Genomic DNA, 19,219 nt, shown 5'->3' with positions numbered 1-19,219 from the left:
TTGATTTTGGCGCCGATCTGTGCCAGTGAAGCGCGATTTAGAGCATTTTCAGGAAAAGCGGCGACCGGTTTTCAGTCTGGAAATGCGCGAAAACCATAAAGCGCATCGGCCTGAAAAATCGATGCGGCGCTTCAGAAACTGGAAAACGACGATGGCAGGCACAAACAGCGAGCTTGAACTTGTGGCGGAAGGCCCGGCGATCATTCTGGTCGAACCGCAGCTCGGCGAAAATATCGGCATGGTGGCACGGGCAATGGCCAATTTCGGTCTTGCCGAACTTCGCCTCGTCAAGCCGCGTGACGGCTGGCCGAACGAGAAGGCGCGCGCCGCCGCTTCCAAGGCCGATCATGTCATCGACGGGACGAAGGTGTTCGAGACGCTGGAAGAGGCGATCAAGGATCTCAATTTCGTCTATGCCACGACCGCGCGGGAGCGTTACGGTTTCAAACCGGTTCGTGCCCCCGTCACCGCAGCCGGCACGCTGCGCGCGAAGTTCAAGGCGGGTGAAAGAACCGGCATCCTGTTCGGGCGTGAGCGCTGGGGCCTTACCAATGAAGAAGTGGCGCTGGCCGATGAGATCGTGACATTTCCGGTCAACCCCGCCTTTGCCTCGCTCAACATCGCGCAGGCCGTGCTTTTGATGTCCTATGAGTGGATGAAATCCGGCATGGACGATCTGGACGAGACGCTTTTCCAGCCCATCGAGCAGCGGCCCTCGACCAAGGAACAGGTCTTCGGCCTGTTCGAACACATTGAGGAGGCGCTCGATGCGCGCGGATATTTTCATCCGCCCGAAAAAAAGCCGAAAATGGTGGACAATCTGCGTGCGGTGCTGTCGAGACGCGGCTTTTCCGAGCAGGAAATCAGTGTTTTCCGTGGCGTGATCAGGTCACTCGATCGTTTTCCCCGGCAGTGGCCTAAGCAGGCAGGCCGGGCCGGAACGGCGGAGGGACCATTGTCGGAGAGGGCTGGGGAGAATGCTGAAGACGACTGAGGCTCTGGCCGATGTTCTCAAACCGGTGCTGGTATTCGATTCCGGCATTGGCGGGCTGACGGTACTGCGCGAGGCGCGCGTGCTGATGCCCGAGCGCGGTTTCATCTATGTGGCCGACGACGCCGGTTTCCCCTATGGCGGCTGGGAAGAGGAGGCGCTGAAAGCGCGCATTCTTTCGCTCTTCGAAAAGCTGCTTGAAGACTATAGCCCTGAAGTCTGCATCATTGCCTGCAACACCGCCTTCACACTGGCAGGCGCCGACCTTCGGGCGCGCTTCCCTGATATGACTTTCGTCGGCACCGTTCCAGCTATCAAACCTGCGGCCGAACGTACCCGTTCCGGTCTCGTTTCCGTGCTGGCAACACCCGGCACCGTCAAGCGCGCCTATACGCGCGATCTCATCCAGTCATTCGCCACGCAATGCCATGTTCGCCTCGTGGGGTCGGAAAATCTGGCGCGTATGGCCGAAAGCTGGATCAGGGGCGAACCGATCTCCGATGAAGCCGTGCTGGCGGAAATCGAGCCCTGCTTCATCGATAACGACGGCAAGCGCACCGATATCGTTGTTCTCGCCTGCACTCATTATCCCTTCATGGCCAATGTGTTTCGCCGGCTGGCGCCATGGCCGGTGGACTGGCTCGATCCGGCGGAAGCGATTGCCCGTCGCGCGCGCCACCTGGTGCCACTGCCGCAGGATGCGGAGCATCCAGATGGTTTCGATTTCGCCGTCTTCACTTCCGGCAAGCCGGATTTCGCCACACGGCGGCTGATGCAGGGTTTTGGCCTCAGCGTCTCGCTGAGCTGAACGGCTTGTTGCATTTTTGCATCTATTCTGCCGGACTTTTGCAATTCGAGATTGCGACCTCTTGTCGCGTCCGGCATCTCGTGTAAGATACATCTTGTCTGTAACCGCTATAAAAAGGAGGCGTGGAATGACTGACTATATGAATATGCGCCTTACCGGCATGTCTGGCTTTTCCGGCATGGTCGTCGGCGGTTACATGTCCCGAGGCATCGACCTCCGATAAGGCTTCCTGCCTGATTTCCCTGCCGTTTGGCATCTTCACTTCGTCTGACAGCTGAATTGTGCGTCCGCGCTACCGCGTGTTGCGCCCGCCGTTCCTGCATGTCGTTTTATCATCGATAAAGGACCTGGCTGCTTCGCCGCGCCGGGACGGATTTCCCATGCAGAAAAATCAACCATTGGTAGCATATGCGCTGCCGGATGCGGTCGACCGCCTGTTCGTCACATTCGGCGTCTGGAAAACCCTGAAAGCGGTTCTCGTCGCGGCAATGGTGCCGCGCCCGCCGCCGACCGATCTTTCCGATCTGCCGGAGCGTCTTCTGGATGATATCGGCCTGGAGCCGTCCGACCGCAAAATGCGGCGGGAGTGGGCGCCTCCTTACTGGGCGCCGCGGTTTTGATGGCGACAGTCTCTCCGGCGAGAAAATGCCGGGGAGGCTCCGTCGTCCGTTTCACACTTCTAATGATGTTCGAAATGCGCGCCTCCGTCATGCGGGACTCGACCCGTCGTCCACCCACGGCGCGTCTGCGAGGAGTTCATTGCCGCACTTCAGTTTTCCGTAACGGAAGCTGCGGAAAGGCCTGGCATATAGCGCGTTGCACTATTCTCGGGAACGTCCAGGCGGGCGTTACCCCTGATCTTGCCCTGCGGCTGGAGCGGGCAGGGGGCAGCGCGGCGCGGCATGGCTTGCCGTGCCGTCAAATTACGATCTTGCACAGGCGATGAAGCTGCGGCAGCAGCCTGTCGTCCGCTGGATGACAAAGCGGCATAGTCCCCGAAAATCTGGCTTGATACCGGGCGCTTTTGGTGGCTTGCTCCAAAGACCGAACGGGGGAAATTGCATCATGCCACTGGAGAACTGGCTGGCCTTCGTGGCCGCATCCGCCATCATGCTTGCCATTCCGGGGCCGACGATCCTGCTGGTGATTTCTTATGCTCTGGGGCATGGACGCAAGGCGAGCACCGCGACGGTGACGGGTGTGGCGCTTGGTGATTTCACTGCGATGACGGCCTCCATGCTGGGGCTCGGCGCGCTGCTTGCCACATCGGCGGCCCTTTTTACCGGTCTGAAATGGATAGGCGCGGCTTACCTCATCTATCTCGGCATCAAGCTGTGGCGTTCGCCGGTTGGCGTTGAAGGTGGTGAAGCCGCAGGCGTAACCGGCCGTGAAAGGCCGCTCAAAATCTTCCTGCATGCCTATGTCGTTACGGCGCTGAACCCCAAGAGCATTGTCTTCTTCGTCGCCTTCCTGCCGCAGTTTCTGGTGCCGACGCTGCCTTTCTGGCCGCAGGTGCTGATTTTCGAAGCGACATTCCTTGTGCTTGCCAGCTGCAATGCGGCCCTTTATGGACTTCTGGCAAGTGCCGCCCGCAATACGATCCGCAAACCCAAGGTTCAGCGCATCGTCAACCGCACGGGCGGCGGTCTCCTGATCGGCGCCGGTCTCATTACATTTGGCTGGAAGAGGGCGGTTTCGGCGTAAAACGCCCGTCGATCGCCTGAAATTCGGACATAACAAAATGGCGTTGCCGCATATTCTTCTTGCCCTGATCACCGTGTTTTTGTGGGGCTTCAACTTCGTTGCCATCAAGATCGGCGTCGCCGACATGCCGCCTCTGTTTCTGACGGGGGTGCGCTATCTGTTTGCAGCCGTGCCGTTGGTGTTCTTCCTTCCCAAACCCAATGTGCCGTGGCGGCATATGATCGTTTACGGCATGGCGATGGGTTTCGTGCAATTCGGCCTGCTTTACCCGGCCATCAAGCTCGGCCTGCCGGCTGGGCTTGCTTCGCTCGTCATGCAGTCGCAGGCCTTCTTCACGCTGGCGCTGGCCGTGGTGTTTCTCGGCGAGCGGCCGTTGCCGTCACAGATCGTCGGCGCAATCGTTGCCTTTGGCGGGCTGGCGGTCATCGGCGTGGAGCGCATGACGGCTGCAGCGTTGATACCGCTGCTGATGGGCGTCGGCTCGGCCATTGCCTGGGCCTGCGGCAACATCGTCAATCGCCGCATCGGCCAGGTGAATGCGGTCTCCTTTGTCGCATGGACGAGCCTTGTACCCGTTCTGCCGTTGGTGCTGCTTTCGCTGGTGGTGGAGGGACCTGATGCGATTGCGGAAGGGCTGCACAATGCGACGCCTACGATGGCTCTCGTGGTGATCTACATGGCCTATGGTGCGACCATCGTCGGCGCGGGTATCTGGAGTTACCTGCTTCTGCGTTACCCGGCCGGAACGGTGGCACCGTTTTCGCTGCTGGTGCCGATTGTCGGTTTCGTCAGCGCCTATCTCGCTTTTGCGGAGCATATTACCGTCTTCGAAGTGGTCGGTGCCGCATTGGTCATCATCGGGCTGATGCTGAATGTGTTCGGCAGGCGGCTATCATTTTCGCGCGTCTCGTCCGGGGCCGCATAGATGTGGCGCAATTGCCTGTGCATTATCGGCACGGGGCAGACGCAATTGGTGATTTTTTGGTAAAGAGCATGTTCGGCCGCCGTTACGGGAATCGGCCGGATGACATGCAGCACGAGGAACGGAACATTGCAGGTCGGCATCGACATGGGAACCCTATCGGGCGGGCAGCAGGCCAAGCTCGATATTGAGGAATTGCTTGCAACGCGTTTGCTGGTGCAGGGCAATTCCGGGTCCGGCAAGTCACACCTTCTGCGCCGGCTCCTGGAGCAATCGGCGCAATGGGTGCAGCAGGTCATTATCGATCCCGAGGGTGATTTCGTCACGCTGTCCGACAAGTTCGGCCATGTGGTGGTGGATGGAGAGCGCACGGAAGCCGAGCTTGCGGGCATTGCCAACCGCATCCGCCAGCACCGCGTTTCCTGCGTGCTGACGCTTGAAGGTCTTGATATCGAACAGCAAATGCGGGCCGCTGCCGCTTTCCTCAACGGCCTGTTCGATGCGGATCGCGAATTCTGGTATCCCGTGCTTGTCGTTGTGGATGAGGCGCAGATGTTTGCGCCCTCCGTCGGCGGCGAGGTGACCGAGGATGCGCGCAAGGCGTCGCTGGGCGCCATGACCAATCTGATGTGCCGTGGGCGTAAACGCGGGCTTGCGGGCGTCATCGCCACGCAGCGCCTTGCCAAGCTTGCCAAGAACGTAGCGGCGGAAGCCTCGAACTTTCTGATGGGCCGCACCTTTCTCGATATCGATATGGCGCGCGCTGCCGATCTGCTCGGCATGGACCGGCGGCAGGCGGAAATGTTCCGCGATCTGCAGCGCGGCAATTTCGTGGCGCTTGGACCGGCGCTGTCGCGCCGCCCGTTGCCCATTGTCATCGGTGCGGTGGAAACCTCGGCGCGGTCTTCCTCGCCGAAACTCATGCCGCTGCCGGATGCACCGCAGGATGTGGAGGATCTGATCTTCACGCCGGACCCGGAAGAGTTCACGCGACCCGCCACGCGCCGCACGCCGCCAGCGCCGCGCCCGACAACCGATATTCTCGCTGAACTCTCCCGCTCCACCCCCGCCGCCGCCGGTCCTTCACCGGAGCAGTCGCCGCGTGCAGGTCAGCCGGAGCTGACGCCGGAGGAGCGCGAAGAGAAGATCGCGGCAGTGCTGGTCGAAATTCTCGACGATCCGCAATCGGCCTATCGAACCGACGCCGTGCTGTACCAGGATTTTCTGGTGCGCGCCCGCATGCGCCGTATTCCCGGCACGCCGATGACGCTGGCGGATTTCCGCCGGCAGGTGGCGATTGCCCGCTCCGGCGTGGATACGGCAATGGCGGCCAGCGAAGGTTGGGAGAAGGCGCTGGAATTGTCGATGTCGGTCTCCGACGATCTGCAGGGGGTTTTCCTGCTGTTGGTCAAGGCGGCGCTCAATGAGGAGCCTTGCCCATCCGACGCCCGTATTGCCCGCGCTTACGGTACCCATTCCGCCCGCCGTGCGCGCCGTCTTCTCGGTTATTTCGAGGAGAAGGAGCTTGTGGTGGTACACGCCGATTTCTCCGGCAAGCGTATCGTGGCGTTCCCCGATCTTGACGCGAAGACCGCACCCGGCGATGCGGATGCGGCTGAGGATGATGCGAGGCTGGCGGCGGAGTAATCGCTATTCAGTCAAAGTCCGCACTGCGAAACTGATCGTCGTGTAGAGACCACTGAGGCTCAGAGCCAGTACGCAAACAATAACGGCTATAAACAGTGCCGAGGTCAATCGATGCGGCCGTTGATAGGGGCGGGTGCTGACATGTGTTTGCAAGGGAGCGAGCCGGGAGAGCTGGGTCGCTGTCCATCCGTCACGTTCGAATTCCGGCGAAGCGATAAATTCAGCAAGATGCCGTTGTCGTCTAATGGAAGAAGGCAATTGCGCCAGAAAGCGTTGCGGTTCATGCCTGTTGCTTCTTGACAGGAATATAGTGATCGCTTCCCTGAAACGCTCGTCGCGTGCGCCTGAGCAGAACAACATCCGTCCCGCTTCAATGAGATCGTTCATCTCAAGCAGCACTTCACCGTATTTTTGAAAGAGTGCCAGATCGACGTCAGGATGGCTGAGCCTGCCCTGAAGGATTTCCTTCGCTCGCCAAAGTTTCTTTTCTGAGATTGCCTGATCAACGGTTTCAAAAGTCATTTTTGCGATGAATTGGACGTTTGTTTTAATATTGAGAAAATAGATTTCGCTCTAGCTAACAATAATACAGATTATATATTTCATCATCAAAAAAGAAGGAGGAGGCGTAATCGCCTCCTCCTTGCTCATCATTACTCGATAGCCTTTGTTTCCTTGCGCGTTGCAATCAGCGAACCGATGATGCCTGTTGCGAGGATGGCGACGGTGACGCCGAGCGAGACGGCGGGCGGGATCTTGGCGATGCCGAGCATATCCGCGACGAAAATCTTCGAGCCGACGAAGACCAGAACTGCAGCCAGCGCATATTTCAGATAGGCAAAGCGGTGGATTAGGGCGGCAAGTGCGAAATAGAGGGCGCGCAGGCCGAGGATTGCGAAGATGTTAGAGGTATAGACGATAAACGGATCGGTGGTGATCGCGAAGATCGCCGGGATCGAATCGACCGCGAAGATAAGGTCGGCGATTTCGACCATGATGAGCGCCAGAAACAGCGGCGTCACAAAGGTCTTCAGCTTGCCTGTGGCAGCATCGGTCTCCTTGACGAAGAATTTCTCGCCATGCAGCTTCTCCGTTACCGGAAGGCGGCTGCGCAGGAATTTCAGGATGCGGTTATTGCCGATGTCGTTCTCGTCATGGTCGGATGAAAACAGCATCTTGAGGCCCGTGAAGACGAGGAAGGCCGCAAAGAGATAAAGCACCCAGTGGAAGTTTTCGACAATTGCGGCGCCGCCGGCAATCATGATGCCGCGCAGAACGATCACGCCGAGGATGCCCCATAGCAGCACGCGGTGCTGATATTGGCGGGGAATCGCGAAATAGGAGAAGATCATCGCGATGATGAAGATATTGTCCATGGCGAGGCTTTTTTCGACCACGAAGCCGGTGACATATTCCATCGCTGACTGTTCACCGGACTGGTACCAGATCCATCCGCCGAAGGCCAAGCCGATGGCGATATAAAAGCCGGACATCAGCAAGCTTTCACGGATGCCGATTTCCTTGGAATTCTTGTGCAGCACGCCGAGATCGAGCGCCAAGAGGCCAAGGACGAGAGAAATGAAGACCGCCCACATCCATGTGGGGGTACCGAGAAAATCGTTGAGGAGGAACTCCATCAGTCAACCTTTAGCCGGACGAGGTTGGCTTTGCGGATGGGGACGCGTATCAGGAATAAACATGGGCCCCAACCTTCAAGAGACTCGACATCGCGTGTTGTCCGGTAACACGCCAGAGGGGCCCGAGTCCTGATTACGGCTTAGAAGTGGGTGGGCCTTCCAGCTTTTCAAGGGCTAGTTCGAGAAAAAAGCGGCGGGCTTTGTTTGACAAATTTGTAAAACGTGTTTAGAAGCCGCCCCAACGCCGGGCAGTCATGTCCGGTGTGTTTCGTTGACTGCCTTGCAGTTTATAAGCTGACGTTCGGCGGTCAACATCACCGACATGTCCCGTGGTCTCTCCATTCGCATGTGAGAAACCTGTCAGAGGTCCTGAAACGGGCTTCAGAGGAGGGCGTGTTTCCTCAAACCGGTTTGGCAACAAACCGGCATAACCTATTGAGAAGGAAATACGATGAGCAAGCGCGAATCGGCTAAGTATAAAATTGACCGCCGTATGGGCGAAAACATCTGGGGCCGTCCGAAGTCCCCGGTAAACCGCCGCGAATACGGCCCGGGCCAGCACGGTCAGCGCCGCAAGGGCAAGATGAGCGACTTCGGCACGCAGCTGCGCGCCAAGCAGAAGCTCAAGGGCTACTACGGCGAACTGCGCGAAAAGCAGTTCCGCGCCACCTACGACGAAGCAAACCGTCGCAAGGGCGATACCTCCGAGAACCTGATCGGCCTGCTCGAGTCGCGTCTGGACGCCATCGTCTACCGCGCCAAGTTCGTTCCGACCGTTTTCGCATCGCGTCAGTTCATCAACCATGGCCACGTCACGGTTAACGGCGTTCGCGTCAACATCGGTTCTTACCGTTGCAAGCCGGGCGACGTTATCGAAGTTCGCCAGAAGTCCAAGCAGCTGGTGACCGTTCTCGAAGCTGTTCAGCTCGCAGAACGCGACGTTCCTGATTACATCGAAGTCGATCACAACAAGATGGTTGCGACCTATGCTCGCATCCCGGCTCTGTCTGACGTTCCGTACCCGGTCGTCATGGAACCGCATCTGGTCGTCGAATTCTACTCGCGTTAATCGGCGCGTTTCAGTATTGAGAAAGCCGCCCCTCGGGGCGGCTTTTTTGTTTGCTGGGGAAGGCTTTGCATGCAGGACATTCAGGCGATCGTCGATTCCATTTACGACAGCATGGTGCCGCGCCTGGGCGAGGGCAAGGTTGCGGATTACATTCCGGAACTCGCCAAGGTCGATCCGAACCAGTTCGGTATCGCCATCACCACTGTCGACGGAACCACCTATACGGCTGGCAATGCGCTCACGCCGTTTTCGATCCAGAGCATCTCCAAGGTCTTCATGCTGACGCTGGCGCTCGGCAAGGCGGGCGAGACGGTATGGAACCGGGTGGGGCGTGAGCCGTCGGGGTCGTCCTTCAACTCTATCGTCCAGCTGGAGCACGAGCACGGCATCCCGCGCAATCCCTTCGTCAATGCCGGTGCCATCGTGGTGACGGATATCGTTCTTTCCGGCCACCAGCCGCGCGAGGCGATTGGCGAGCTTCTGCGTTTCGTCCGTTATCTCGCTGATGATGACACGATCAGCATTGATGACACCGTGGCGAAATCCGAGCAGGCGACGGGTTTCCGCAATTTCGCACTTGCCAATTTCATGCGGTCCTTCGGCAATCTGCATCACCCTGTTGAATATACGCTGGGCGTCTATTTTCATCAGTGCGCGCTGTCCATGACCTGCGCGCAGCTTTCACGGGCCGGTCTTTTCCTTGCCAATCGCGGCCGCAATCCGCTGAGTGGTCATACGGTTGTGTCAGACCGACGCGCGCGGCGCATCAATGCGCTGATGCTGACCTGCGGCCATTATGACGGATCGGGCGATTTCGCCTATCATGTCGGCCTGCCGGGCAAGAGCGGCGTGGGCGGCGGCATCATGGCAGTGGCGCCGGGCAAGGCGTCGATTGCGGTCTGGTCGCCGGGTCTGAACAAGGTCGGGAATTCGGCGCTTGGGTCGCATGCGCTGGAAATGCTGGCGACGAAAACCGGCTGGTCGGTATTCGGGGCTTGATATTGCGGGCGGATGCGGGCATTTCCAGCATTGAAAATGGCTGAATGCCAGAGCGGGCTAATCATGAACATTGTCACCAGCATCGCAGATGAGGTCGAGGCCGATCAGGACCTGGCCGGAGAAAATGGCGCTTCGCATCCGCTGTTCGACGCGGCACCCCGTTCTGTCTCCTTCAACAAGCTGCGCAAGCGGCTGTTGCGCAATGTACGTCAGGCCTTCGGGGATTTTGGCATGCTGAACGGCCAGAAGCGTTGGCTGGTAGGCCTTTCCGGCGGCAAGGACAGCTACGGCCTTCTGGCGCTGCTGCTTGATCTGAAGTGGCGCGGCCTTTTGCCCGTGGAACTCATTGCCTGCAATCTGGATCAGGGCCAGCCGAATTTCCCCAAGCACGTCCTGCCGGAATATCTGGCGAAGATCGGCGTCGCACATCGCATCGAATATCGCGACACTTATTCCGTTGTGAAGGAAAAGGTGCCGGCGGGTGGAACCTATTGTTCGCTCTGTTCGCGGCTGCGGCGCGGCAATCTCTACCGTATTGCGCGGGAAGAGGGCTGCGACGCGCTCGTGCTCGGCCATCACCGCGAGGATATTCTCGAGACCTTCTTCATGAACTTCTTCCATGGCGGCCGTCTGGCTGGCATGCCGGCAAAGCTGATGAACGACGAGGGCGACCTGATGGTGCTGCGTCCGCTTGCCTATTGCGCCGAAGAGGATATGGCGAAATTCGCGGCGGCGATGGAATTCCCGATCATTCCCTGTGACCTCTGCGGCTCGCAGGACGGGCTTCAGCGCAATGCCATGAAGGAGATGCTGGCTGACATCGAAAGGCGTATGCCGGGCCGCAAGGACGTGATGCTGCGGGCGCTTGCCCATGTCAATCCATCGCATCTGCTCGACCCGAAGCTTTTTGATTTCTCGGCGCTCTCTGTCACCGGCGCGTCACCTGAAGAGCGTACGGAGGCCAGCCCTCCCTTATGAAGAAGTGCCCTTAGCGATGACCCTTTCCGATAAAGATATCGACTTTCTGATTTCCACCGTTGCCGCTGCCGGCCGCCAGGAAATCATGCCCCGCTTCCGCAATCTCGACGCAGGCGCGATTTCCGAAAAGACCTCTGCGGTCGATCTCGTCACCGAGGCGGATATTCTGACGGAAAAGGCGATAACCGCCGCTCTTCTGCAACGGTTTCCGAAGGCCCATATTGTCGGCGAAGAGGCCTATGACGCGGATCAATCCGTTATTCCTGCCCTTGCCGATGCACCATTTGCCTTCGTGATCGATCCAATCGACGGCACTTTCAACTATGCTTCCGGTTTTCCAGCTTTCGGCACGCTGCTCGCCGTCACCGTCAAGGGTGAGACGGTCGCAGGCATCATCCACGATCCTGTCATGGGTGATACCATCCTTGCTCTCAAAGGCGAGGGCGCTTATCTCCACCGCAAGGACGGCTCACAGGCAAGGCTCAAGGTTGCCGATCCCCTGCCATTGTCCGAAATGGTCGGCATATTTTCCTGGGGTCACAGCCATGAAGATCGCCGCCCGGTGATCGCCGCCAATATGGCCAAGATCAAGATGGCGCTTTCAATCAATTGCTCGGCTCATGAATATTGGCTTGCCTCGACTGGCAAGCTGCACTTCATCGGCCACGAAAAGCTGATGCCCTGGGATCATCTCGCCGGCGTTCTCATTCATCAGGAAGCGGGCGGCTACACGGCCCGTTTCGACAATACGCCCTACCGGCCAGGACAGACGACAGGCGGCATCCTGTCGGCACCCGACAAGGAAAGCTGGAAGATGCTGCGCCGGGAAATCGTGGCCTTATAATATTGATGCTTAAATAGAAGGATACCGCCCATGGCTATCGAACTCGACATCGCCTCTCTCGCCAATGCGCTTCAGGAGGCGGCGGCAGTGGAAATCCTGCCGAGGTTCCGTAATCTGGGTGAGGGCGACGTCAGGATAAAGAGCGAGGCGATAGACCTCGTAACCGAGGCTGACGAGGCTGCTGAGCGGCTGATCCGCGCCCGCGTGCAGGAAATCATGCCGCAGGCGCTGTTCATCGGTGAAGAGGCCGTTGCGGCGGATGCCTCGCTGCTTGGCAAGCTTGCGGATGCGGATCTTGCCGTGGTGGTCGATCCGATCGATGGCACCTACAACTTCGCGTCGGGCCTGCCGCTGTTTGGCGTGATGATGAGCGTCATCTCCAAGGGCGAGACCGTTGCCGGTCTCATTTTCGATCCGATGGGCAATGACTGGGCGATTGCCGAAAAGGGTTCCGGCGCATGGCTTTGTGCCGCCGATGGTTCGCAGACGCAGATGTCCGTCGTGCCCGCACCGGCACTGTCGCAGATGGTCGGCATCGCCAACACCGGTTATTTTGACGTGGAGACCCGCCGCAAGATTCTCATGAACCTCGCGGATGTGCGGCTCTTCACCAGCTACCGTTGTGCTGCGCATGAATACCGCGTGTTCTGCGGCGGCCACATGCATTTCCTGATGTACAACAAGCTTATGCCCTGGGATCATCTCGCTGGCACCCTGCTTTCGCAGGAAGCGGGCGCCTACGCCGCCCGTTTTGACGGCTCGCCTTACCTGCCGCGCCACCTTGAAGGTGGCCTGCTGCTTGCTCCTGATCAGGAGACATGGGAATTGCTGCGCGAGAAGATTTTCACGGTTTGAGTGAAGTTCGGCTTTGATCAACAAAAAAGGGCGCGGAACCGAGTTCCGCGCCCTTTTTATTTGTCTGTCCGCCCTTAGTGCGTCGGCTTGTTGTGGGCCTGAAACAGTACGCCCTTTTCTCCGATAAGCACGAAGACGAGGCCTATAATGGAGACGGCGAAGAAGCCGGCTACCATTGGCAGCGCCGTGCCATCAAAAGCCTGACCGATAACGGCACCGATCAGCGAACCGCCGACGGTTCCCATGAAGCCAATAACGGACGAGGCCGTGCCGGCGACATGGCCGAGCGGCTCCATGGCGAGCGAGTTGAAGTTCGAGCCGATCCAGCCGAACTGGAACATGGCAAGCGCGAAGAACACGATGAAGATCGCAAAGGGCATCGGTTCCGGCCCGACCATCTGTACCACCAGCCACACGAAGGTGATGGCGATGAAGCCGAGCAGCGACCCGTGCGACAGCTTGCGCATGCCAAACCTGCCGACAAGCCTTGCATTGATGAAGGACGAGAAGGCCATGAACAGGGCGACGCCCGCAAAAGCGGCCGCAAACCATGCGCCCAGGCCGTAGATGCCCTTATAGACCTGTTCGGCGGAATTGATGAAGCCGAACAGCGCACCGAAGATGAATGTGCTGGAGAGCGTGTAACAGAGCGCAATACGGTTGGTGAGCACGATCTTGAAGCCACCGAGGATCGAACGAACCGTGAAAGGCCTGACGTCATCGGCATGCAGGGTTTCCGGCAGGCGGAAATACATCCAGGCGGTCACGACGGCGGCAATTCCGGCCATGAAGGCGAAGATAAGGTGCCAGTCACCGAAAAACAGCACGATCTGGCCAGTGCCGGGTGCGATGACCGGAACGACCATGAATACCATCATGATCAGCGACATGACTTCCGCCATCTGACGTCCGCCATAGATGTCGCGCACGATCGAAATGGTGATGACGCGCGTCGCCGCAGAGCCGATGCCCTGAATGAAGCGCAGAACCAGCAGGCCAGTGAATGACGGTACGAAGACGACGGCAATGGCCGAGACGATGTAGATTGCCAGCCCGACGAGCATCGGCTTGCGGCGCCCGAAACGGTCCGAGATCGGTCCGTACAGAAGCTGGGCAATGCCGAAGCCTAGAAGATAGCTGGAAATGACGTATTGACGGTGGTTTTCATTCACGACGCCAAGTGACGCGCCGATTTCCTGAAGGCCGGGAAGCATGATGTCGATGGCAAGCGCATTCAGCGCCATCAGCATCGCGGCAAGCGCGATGAATTCCGTGCGCCCCATCGAAACGGCGCGCGAAGTGGTGGATTGTGAAAGTTCTGTCACAGGATTGCCCCAAAAAGAACGGCAAAGGCGTTGCATGAAGCAACGCCTGGCATAAGTTTTCTGACAATCAGGGTGGGCCGGATGAACCGGCCGAAATCAGGCCGCGCCGCGGACGCTGATACCCTGTTCTTGGAAGTGATTTTGAAGTTCACCGGACTGGAACATCTCTCTTACGATGTCACAGCCGCCGACGAATTCGCCCTTGACGTAGAGCTGCGGGATGGTCGGCCAGTTGGAATAATCCTTGATGCCCTGACGGATGTCGGCATCGGCGAGCACATTGACGCCCTTGTAGTCGACGCCAAGATAGTCGAGAATCTGTACGACCTGACCGGAAAAACCGCACTGCGGGAATTGCGGGGTGCCCTTCATGAAAAGAACGATGTCGTTGCTCTTCACTTCACTGTCGATCATATCGTGAATGCCGCTCATAGGCCTATTCCTTTCACATGCGGTTCAAGGCCGCTGCTTTGACTTTGTCCCTAAATAACATGTCGCGGCGCGATTTCCACCCGGGAAGCGTAAAAAATACGCTGCTGTGTAGTCGCAAAGTGACGGCCGAAACCTTGGCTACCAGGTGGGAAGCACGCTGAGGTGATGCATCATCGAAGCCGCTGTCTGCTGCGCGCGGCGGCGGTGCGTCTTTTGCTCACCTGTTTTTTGGCCGGCTTGGGTTTGACGGCTGCTTTGATTGCCGCTTCCAGCACGGAGCCGACGATGCCGCCTGCGAGGGACGTGTTACTTTTGGTCCGGCGGCGGATGCGGCGGGTTTTGCGAAGGCCTGTCTTGGCGAGGACTTCGGACAGAGCGCCTTTGACGACGCCGTTTAGCAATTGATCGACGATCCCAGACAAAATTCCCTCGCAACAAATAAATCATATTTCCGTCGCGTTTTTTACTATACGTGCATCGCCCACTGTATCAAGCGATCCTTTCGGGTGTCTCCAGCCCGAGGGTTTATGCATGCCGACCGTCAAGTCACGACTTGTTCTTTATTTCCCGGGCTTCGATCCGCTCGATGCGGCTGCGCATCATCTGCGCTATCAGCGGGCGGCAGCGCTTGCTGGCAAGACGTGGGATGTCAATTATGCCGTGGGTGCGCTGGAGAACTCGCCGGCTGGCGAAACATTCTCGGTGGAGGCCTCGGCCGGCGACTGGCGGACGCGTTCCACCATCTTCGTCTACGACCACAATGCTGTGATATCGCGCCTGCGGGATGCGCCACTCTGGCGGCAGATCGCACTAGGCTTTGCGGCTGCGGCCGGTATCGTCGCGGAAGGTGGTGCAGGGCGTTACCTCCGTCATGCCTGGCGTTTCGGCCTGTTCTTCATTTTCCCGTTTCTGCTGATGCTGGTGGGGGGTGCGCTTGCGGCGGGGATCGCGCTCTCGCCATGGCTGTTCGGTTTGCCGCTCTGGTTGCTTGCGATCAGTCTTCCCGCTGCGGCCTTGTTCTTCGTGAAGGCGTTTCTGCCTTTCGCCGAGCGGTTTCATACGTTGCATCTTTATGCCGATTGGCGCTTTGCGCTGGCCGTCGGGCGCGATGAGCCGATTGCCCGCAACTGGATCGAAGAGAAGGCAGCCCTCGTTCTCAAGGCGCTGGAGCAGCCGTCTGAGGAGGTTCTGGTCGTGTCGCATAGCATGGGCGCCAGCCTGGCGCTCGCCGTGATAGGCCGTGTGCTGGAACTGCGGCCAGATGCGCTGGATGGCCGGAAGCTTTCCTTTGCGACGCTCGGTGGCGCTGCGCTGCAATGCGCGCTGCTGTCGAGTGCGGACAGGCTTCGCCAGAGCGTCGGCGTGATTGCGCGTCACCCTGAAGTGACATGGTTCGATATCCAGTGCCTGACGGATCCGATCCACCTCTACCGCTGCAACACCGTGGCGCTGACCGGGCACAAGGATGCGCCGCAGCCGAAGATCGTGCCGATCCGTTTCAAGCACTCGCTTTCACCCGACCGCTACAAAAAGAACAAGCGCAACTTCCTGCGCATGCACCGGCAATATGTTCTGGGGCCGGACCGCAAGTCCGGTTACGATTTTACCCTGCTGACGGCTGGGCCGTTGCCGGCTGCCTCCTTTGCCGATCTGGAATCGCAGCAGCCACCTGTTTTGTAAGCGGCACGCGCCATTTGCCGGAAAAGAAAAGGCCCGCGTGACAGTCTCCCGCGGGCCTTTTTCAATCCATGGCTTCAAGCGTTGCCGCGGCAAGGACAGTGAAACCGTCCTGCCGGAGACGCTTTTCCGGGCGCAGTCATTCGGGAGCCGAGGTCTGCAGGGCAAGGGCGTGCAGAACACCGCCCATATTGCCCTTCAGCGCGTCATAGACCATCTGGTGCTGCTGCACGCGGGTCTTGCCCTTGAAAGCATCCGCGACGACTTCCGCCGCGTAATGATCGCCATCACCGGCCAGATCGCGGATCGTGACCTTTGCCCCGGGAATTCCCGCCTTAATCATGTCTTCAATGTCGCCGGGTTTCATGGGCATGGTGTATCTCCTTAATTCATTCTGCGGCGATTAGAGTTTCGCCATCCATGAATTGAGGGAACCACGATTCATAGGCCAAGTGCAATTCTTTAATCTCGATAGCGCGTGCCGTGCCCAGCTTTACGCTTGAGCCGCCGGTGACGCCGATCGCCGGGCAGGAAACGCCCGCTGCCTTCGCTGCCGCGCGCACTTCATCCAGATCGCTCTTCTTGACGGTCAGCACATAACGGCCCTGATCTTCGCCATAGAAGGTGAGGACGGGATTATGGCCCTCGACCGCGTCGATCGTCGCGCCGATGCCGGAGGAAATTGCCATTTCGGCAACCGCGAGAGCCAGGCCGCCCGAGGAGCAGTCGTGAACCGCTGTGGCAAGACCGTCTGCGATAAGGGCGCGGACGAAATCGCCATTTCTCTTTTCAGCTTCCAGATCGACATGCGGTGCCGGGCCATCGATGCGGCCATGCACGTCGCGCATGTAGACGGACTGGGCAATATGGGTGCCAAGACCGGCAGGCGCGCCCGCCAGCAGCACGACTTCGTCCGCGGCGGCAAAGCGGATGCGCGCCATACGGCCCCAGTCCTTCAGCAGGCCAACGCCGCCGATGGTGGGGGTGGGCAGGATCGCCTGACCGTTGGTCTCGTTGTAGAGCGAGACGTTGCCGGAAACGATCGGGAATTCCAGTACGCGGCAGGCTTCGCCGATGCCCTTGATGGCATGGACGAGCTGGCTCATGATCTCGGGCTTTTCCGGATTGCCGAAATTGAGGTTGTCGGTGGCCGCGAGCGGCAAAGCGCCGGTTGCGGTGATGTTGCGCCAGCATTCGGCCACGGCCTGCTTGCCGCCTTCAAAGGCGTCTGCCTCGACATAACGCGGTGTCACGTCGGAGGAGAAGGCGAGCGCCTTCTTGTCATGGCCTTCAACGCGGACAACGCCGGCATCGCCACCCGGCAGCTGCAGGGAATTGCCCTGGATCAGCGTGTCATACTGTTCGTAGACCCAGCGGCGCGAGGAGTTGTTGGCCGAACCGACCAGTGACACCAATGCGTCGGCAATGTCTGCATCAGGAACGTCGTTCTCCGCAAGCGGAGCCTGAACCTTGGCGGGCGTCCACGGGCGGTCGTATTCCGGAGCCTGATCACCGAGATCCTTGATCGGAAGGTTGGCGACTTCCTCGCCATTGTGCAGCACGCGGAAACGCAGGTCGTCGGTGGTCTTGCCGACGATGGCGAAGTCCAGGCCCCATTTGACGAAGATCGCCTTGGCGACTTCTTCCTTGGAGGGCTCGAGAACCATGAGCATGCGCTCCTGGCTTTCCGACAGCATCATTTCGTAGGCCGTCATGCGCTCTTCGCGCACCGGTACGGCGTTGAGATCAAGTTCGATGCCGAGATCGCCCTTGGCGCCCATTTCGACGGCCGAGCAGGTAAGGCCGGCGGCACCCATGTCCTGAATGGCGATGACTGCGCCTGTTTTCATCAGTTCGAGGCAGGCTTCCAGCAGGCACTTTTCGGTGAAGGGGTCGCCGACCTGAACGGTTGGGCGCTTTTCTTCGATCGACTCATCAAATTCGGCAGAGGCCATGGTCGCGCCGCCGACGCCGTCGCGGCCGGTCTTCGCACCGAGATACACCACCGGCAGGCCGACGCCCTTGGCTTCCGAAAGGAAGATCGCATCGGACTTGGCAAGTCCGGCGGCAAAGGCGTTGACGAGGATGTTGCCGTTATAGCGGGGATCGAATTCCACTTCGCCGCCGACGGTCGGCACGCCGAAGGAGTTGCCGTAACCGCCGACACCGGCGACGACGCCAGCCACGAGGTGGCGGGTCTTCGGATGGTCGGGTGCGCCGAAACGTAGCGCATTCATGGCTGCGATCGGGCGTGCGCCCATGGTGAAGACATCGCGCAGGATGCCGCCGACGCCGGTTGCCGCACCCTGATAGGGCTCGATGTAGGACGGATGGTTGTGGCTTTCCATCTTGAAGACGACGCAGTCGCCATCATCGATATCCACCACGCCGGCATTTTCGCCGGGGCCTTGAATGACACGCGGGCCCGTGGTGGGCAGGGTCTTCAGCCATTTCTTGGAGGACTTGTAGGAGCAGTGCTCGTTCCACATGGCCGAGAAAATGCCAAGCTCGGTAAAGCTCGGCTCCCGTCCGATCAGGTCGAGGATACGCTGGTATTCGTCGGGCTTCAGCCCGTGGGATGCAACGAGTTCCGGGGTGATCTTGATGGAGTTTGGAATCGACATAGGTCTCACGCGGTTCGAGCCGAGGAAAGTTTCCGGTTCTTTAGCGCAAGAGGCCTCTCCGTGCGACAGGAAAATGCGCAGTTTTGCCAGCAAAACGCTGCTTTGTTGGGTTATTCAGAACTTGTAGCCGACCATAAGTCCGACACGCGTCAGCCCGTCATTGGGGCCGTCGCACAGATTGGCATGGGAGGCATGTTCGATCTGGGTCGAAATATTCCAGTTGCTGTTGAAGCGATATCCGATGGCGGCATATTCATGAAAAAGCACGCGGCAACCGAATTCCGCGCCAGTTTCGCCCGGACCATTTCTCAGCCTGCCGTCATGCCACAGGCCGCCAAAGCCGAGGTCGACGAAAATCTTCGGATTGAGATCGAAGGTCCAGTTGATACCGCCGTAAATGGTATTTGCTTCGCCCTCGGTGCCGATTTCCGCACCCAGATGCAGACGCGGTCGGGCAAGTTTTTCGCCAAAGGTGACCGCCGAGGCGCTCGCGAAAGGATCGAAATAGGCAGTGAAAGCCGGGAAGACACCATCTTCGCCGCCACCATTGCGATCGGCGAGCGAGGTTGTGACCCCGAAACGCAATTCATCGAACACCGTGCCGTCTGCGGCGGCGGCCGGCGTCATGTCACTCAACACACATGCTGCGAAAACCATCGCGAGAGCAACAAATGCCCTGGCGGATATGGAACTGAATGCTGCCATCG

20 protein-coding genes are annotated in these 19,219 nt (G+C 59.0%); 12 read left to right on the top strand and 8 right to left on the bottom strand.

The features are described 5' to 3' along the window. Nucleotides 1-151 precede the first annotated feature (151 nt). The 6 genes from ACQZ6D_RS04090 to ACQZ6D_RS04065 all read left to right on the top strand — a co-directional run bounded on the left by ACQZ6D_RS04090 (nucleotide 152) and on the right by ACQZ6D_RS04065 (nucleotide 6,072). Entirely contained in the window at nucleotides 152-994 is an 843-nt protein-coding gene (locus ACQZ6D_RS04090; protein ID WP_003516049.1) for an RNA methyltransferase, read from the top strand. After that, nucleotides 978-1,799 carry a glutamate racemase gene (gene murI, locus ACQZ6D_RS04085; protein ID WP_065702410.1) on the top strand — a complete coding sequence of 274 codons (822 nt, stop codon included), beginning with the start codon at nucleotides 978-980 and terminating at the stop codon, nucleotides 1,797-1,799. Before ACQZ6D_RS04090 ends, murI begins: the two co-directional genes overlap by 17 nt. 380 nt (nucleotides 1,800-2,179) lie before the next feature. Continuing rightward, complete coding sequence (locus ACQZ6D_RS04080; protein WP_013636401.1) at nucleotides 2,180-2,419, top strand: DUF1127 domain-containing protein; 240 nt, start codon at nucleotides 2,180-2,182, stop codon at nucleotides 2,417-2,419. 445 nt (nucleotides 2,420-2,864) lie between these two features. Further along, complete coding sequence (locus ACQZ6D_RS04075; protein WP_025593915.1) at nucleotides 2,865-3,503, top strand: LysE family translocator; 639 nt, start codon at nucleotides 2,865-2,867, stop codon at nucleotides 3,501-3,503. A gap of 37 nt (nucleotides 3,504-3,540) precedes the next feature. Beyond that, entirely contained in the window at nucleotides 3,541-4,428 is an 888-nt protein-coding gene (locus ACQZ6D_RS04070) for an O-acetylserine/cysteine exporter (RefSeq protein WP_013636398.1), read from the top strand. A 126-nt stretch (nucleotides 4,429-4,554) separates the two neighbouring features. After that, nucleotides 4,555-6,072 (top strand): helicase HerA domain-containing protein, encoded by a 1,518-nt coding sequence (locus ACQZ6D_RS04065; protein WP_065702411.1) that lies wholly within the window; start codon nucleotides 4,555-4,557, stop codon nucleotides 6,070-6,072. A gap of 3 nt (nucleotides 6,073-6,075) precedes the next feature. Here ACQZ6D_RS04065 and ACQZ6D_RS04060 read toward each other — a convergent pair whose 3' ends face one another. Together ACQZ6D_RS04060 and ACQZ6D_RS04055 are read right to left on the bottom strand one after the other, a co-directional pair. Continuing rightward, on the bottom strand, nucleotides 6,076-6,594 hold the full coding sequence (locus ACQZ6D_RS04060; protein ID WP_065702412.1) for a hypothetical protein: 519 nt from the start codon (nucleotides 6,592-6,594) through the stop codon (nucleotides 6,076-6,078). Nucleotides 6,595-6,725: 131 nt separating this feature from the next. Next, complete coding sequence (locus ACQZ6D_RS04055) at nucleotides 6,726-7,709, bottom strand: TerC family protein (protein ID WP_003516041.1); 984 nt, start codon at nucleotides 7,707-7,709, stop codon at nucleotides 6,726-6,728. A gap of 451 nt (nucleotides 7,710-8,160) precedes the next feature. Between ACQZ6D_RS04055 and rpsD the strand changes: the two genes are divergently transcribed. From rpsD to ACQZ6D_RS04030, 5 genes are all read left to right on the top strand, one after another. Continuing rightward, nucleotides 8,161-8,778: a 30S ribosomal protein S4 gene (rpsD, locus tag ACQZ6D_RS04050; protein ID WP_003516040.1), complete on the top strand. Its 618-nt coding sequence runs from the start codon at nucleotides 8,161-8,163 to the stop codon at nucleotides 8,776-8,778. A 69-nt stretch (nucleotides 8,779-8,847) separates the two neighbouring features. Then, nucleotides 8,848-9,777 (top strand): glutaminase, encoded by a 930-nt coding sequence (locus ACQZ6D_RS04045; RefSeq protein WP_003495341.1) that lies wholly within the window; start codon nucleotides 8,848-8,850, stop codon nucleotides 9,775-9,777. Between the two features lie 63 nt (nucleotides 9,778-9,840). Beyond that, nucleotides 9,841-10,755 (top strand): tRNA 2-thiocytidine(32) synthetase TtcA, encoded by a 915-nt coding sequence (ttcA, locus tag ACQZ6D_RS04040; RefSeq protein ID WP_003516038.1) that lies wholly within the window; start codon nucleotides 9,841-9,843, stop codon nucleotides 10,753-10,755. A gap of 16 nt (nucleotides 10,756-10,771) precedes the next feature. Continuing rightward, the gene (locus ACQZ6D_RS04035) at nucleotides 10,772-11,599 is read left to right on the top strand and encodes an inositol monophosphatase family protein (RefSeq protein WP_003516037.1); all 828 of its coding nucleotides are present in this window, start codon (nucleotides 10,772-10,774) and stop codon (nucleotides 11,597-11,599) included. Nucleotides 11,600-11,629: 30 nt separating this feature from the next. Next, a complete protein-coding gene (locus ACQZ6D_RS04030; protein ID WP_003516036.1) occupies nucleotides 11,630-12,454 on the top strand; it encodes an inositol monophosphatase family protein in 825 nt (274 codons plus the stop codon). Between the two features lie 74 nt (nucleotides 12,455-12,528). Here ACQZ6D_RS04030 and ACQZ6D_RS04025 read toward each other — a convergent pair whose 3' ends face one another. The 3 genes from ACQZ6D_RS04025 to ACQZ6D_RS04015 form a co-directional block, all read right to left on the bottom strand. Continuing rightward, nucleotides 12,529-13,737, bottom strand: a complete 1,209-nt coding sequence (locus ACQZ6D_RS04025; RefSeq protein WP_026331057.1) for a multidrug effflux MFS transporter — start codon at nucleotides 13,735-13,737, stop codon at nucleotides 12,529-12,531. 138 nt (nucleotides 13,738-13,875) lie between these two features. Then, on the bottom strand, nucleotides 13,876-14,211 hold the full coding sequence (gene grxD / locus ACQZ6D_RS04020) for a Grx4 family monothiol glutaredoxin (RefSeq protein ID WP_003516034.1): 336 nt from the start codon (nucleotides 14,209-14,211) through the stop codon (nucleotides 13,876-13,878). 170 nt (nucleotides 14,212-14,381) lie between these two features. After that, nucleotides 14,382-14,633 carry a hypothetical protein gene (locus tag ACQZ6D_RS04015; RefSeq protein WP_013636391.1) on the bottom strand — a complete coding sequence of 84 codons (252 nt, stop codon included), beginning with the start codon at nucleotides 14,631-14,633 and terminating at the stop codon, nucleotides 14,382-14,384. Nucleotides 14,634-14,742: 109 nt separating this feature from the next. Between ACQZ6D_RS04015 and ACQZ6D_RS04010 the strand changes: the two genes are divergently transcribed. Next, a complete protein-coding gene (locus tag ACQZ6D_RS04010) occupies nucleotides 14,743-15,891 on the top strand; it encodes a hypothetical protein (RefSeq protein WP_111782424.1) in 1,149 nt (382 codons plus the stop codon). Nucleotides 15,892-16,027: 136 nt separating this feature from the next. Here ACQZ6D_RS04010 and ACQZ6D_RS04005 read toward each other — a convergent pair whose 3' ends face one another. From ACQZ6D_RS04005 to ACQZ6D_RS03995, 3 genes are all read right to left on the bottom strand, one after another. Continuing rightward, nucleotides 16,028-16,261: a BolA family protein gene (locus ACQZ6D_RS04005; RefSeq protein ID WP_003516012.1), complete on the bottom strand. Its 234-nt coding sequence runs from the start codon at nucleotides 16,259-16,261 to the stop codon at nucleotides 16,028-16,030. 16 nt (nucleotides 16,262-16,277) lie between these two features. Beyond that, nucleotides 16,278-18,512: a phosphoribosylformylglycinamidine synthase subunit PurL gene (gene purL / locus ACQZ6D_RS04000; protein ID WP_003516011.1), complete on the bottom strand. Its 2,235-nt coding sequence runs from the start codon at nucleotides 18,510-18,512 to the stop codon at nucleotides 16,278-16,280. Nucleotides 18,513-18,626: 114 nt separating this feature from the next. Beyond that, nucleotides 18,627-19,217 (bottom strand): acyloxyacyl hydrolase, encoded by a 591-nt coding sequence (locus ACQZ6D_RS03995; RefSeq protein WP_003516010.1) that lies wholly within the window; start codon nucleotides 19,215-19,217, stop codon nucleotides 18,627-18,629. Between the last annotated feature and the right edge of the window lie 2 nt (nucleotides 19,218-19,219).

The sequence above is a fragment of the Agrobacterium sp. 22-3639C2 genome (assembly GCF_053522105.1).
This window is presented reverse-complemented; position numbering and strand designations above follow the sequence as displayed.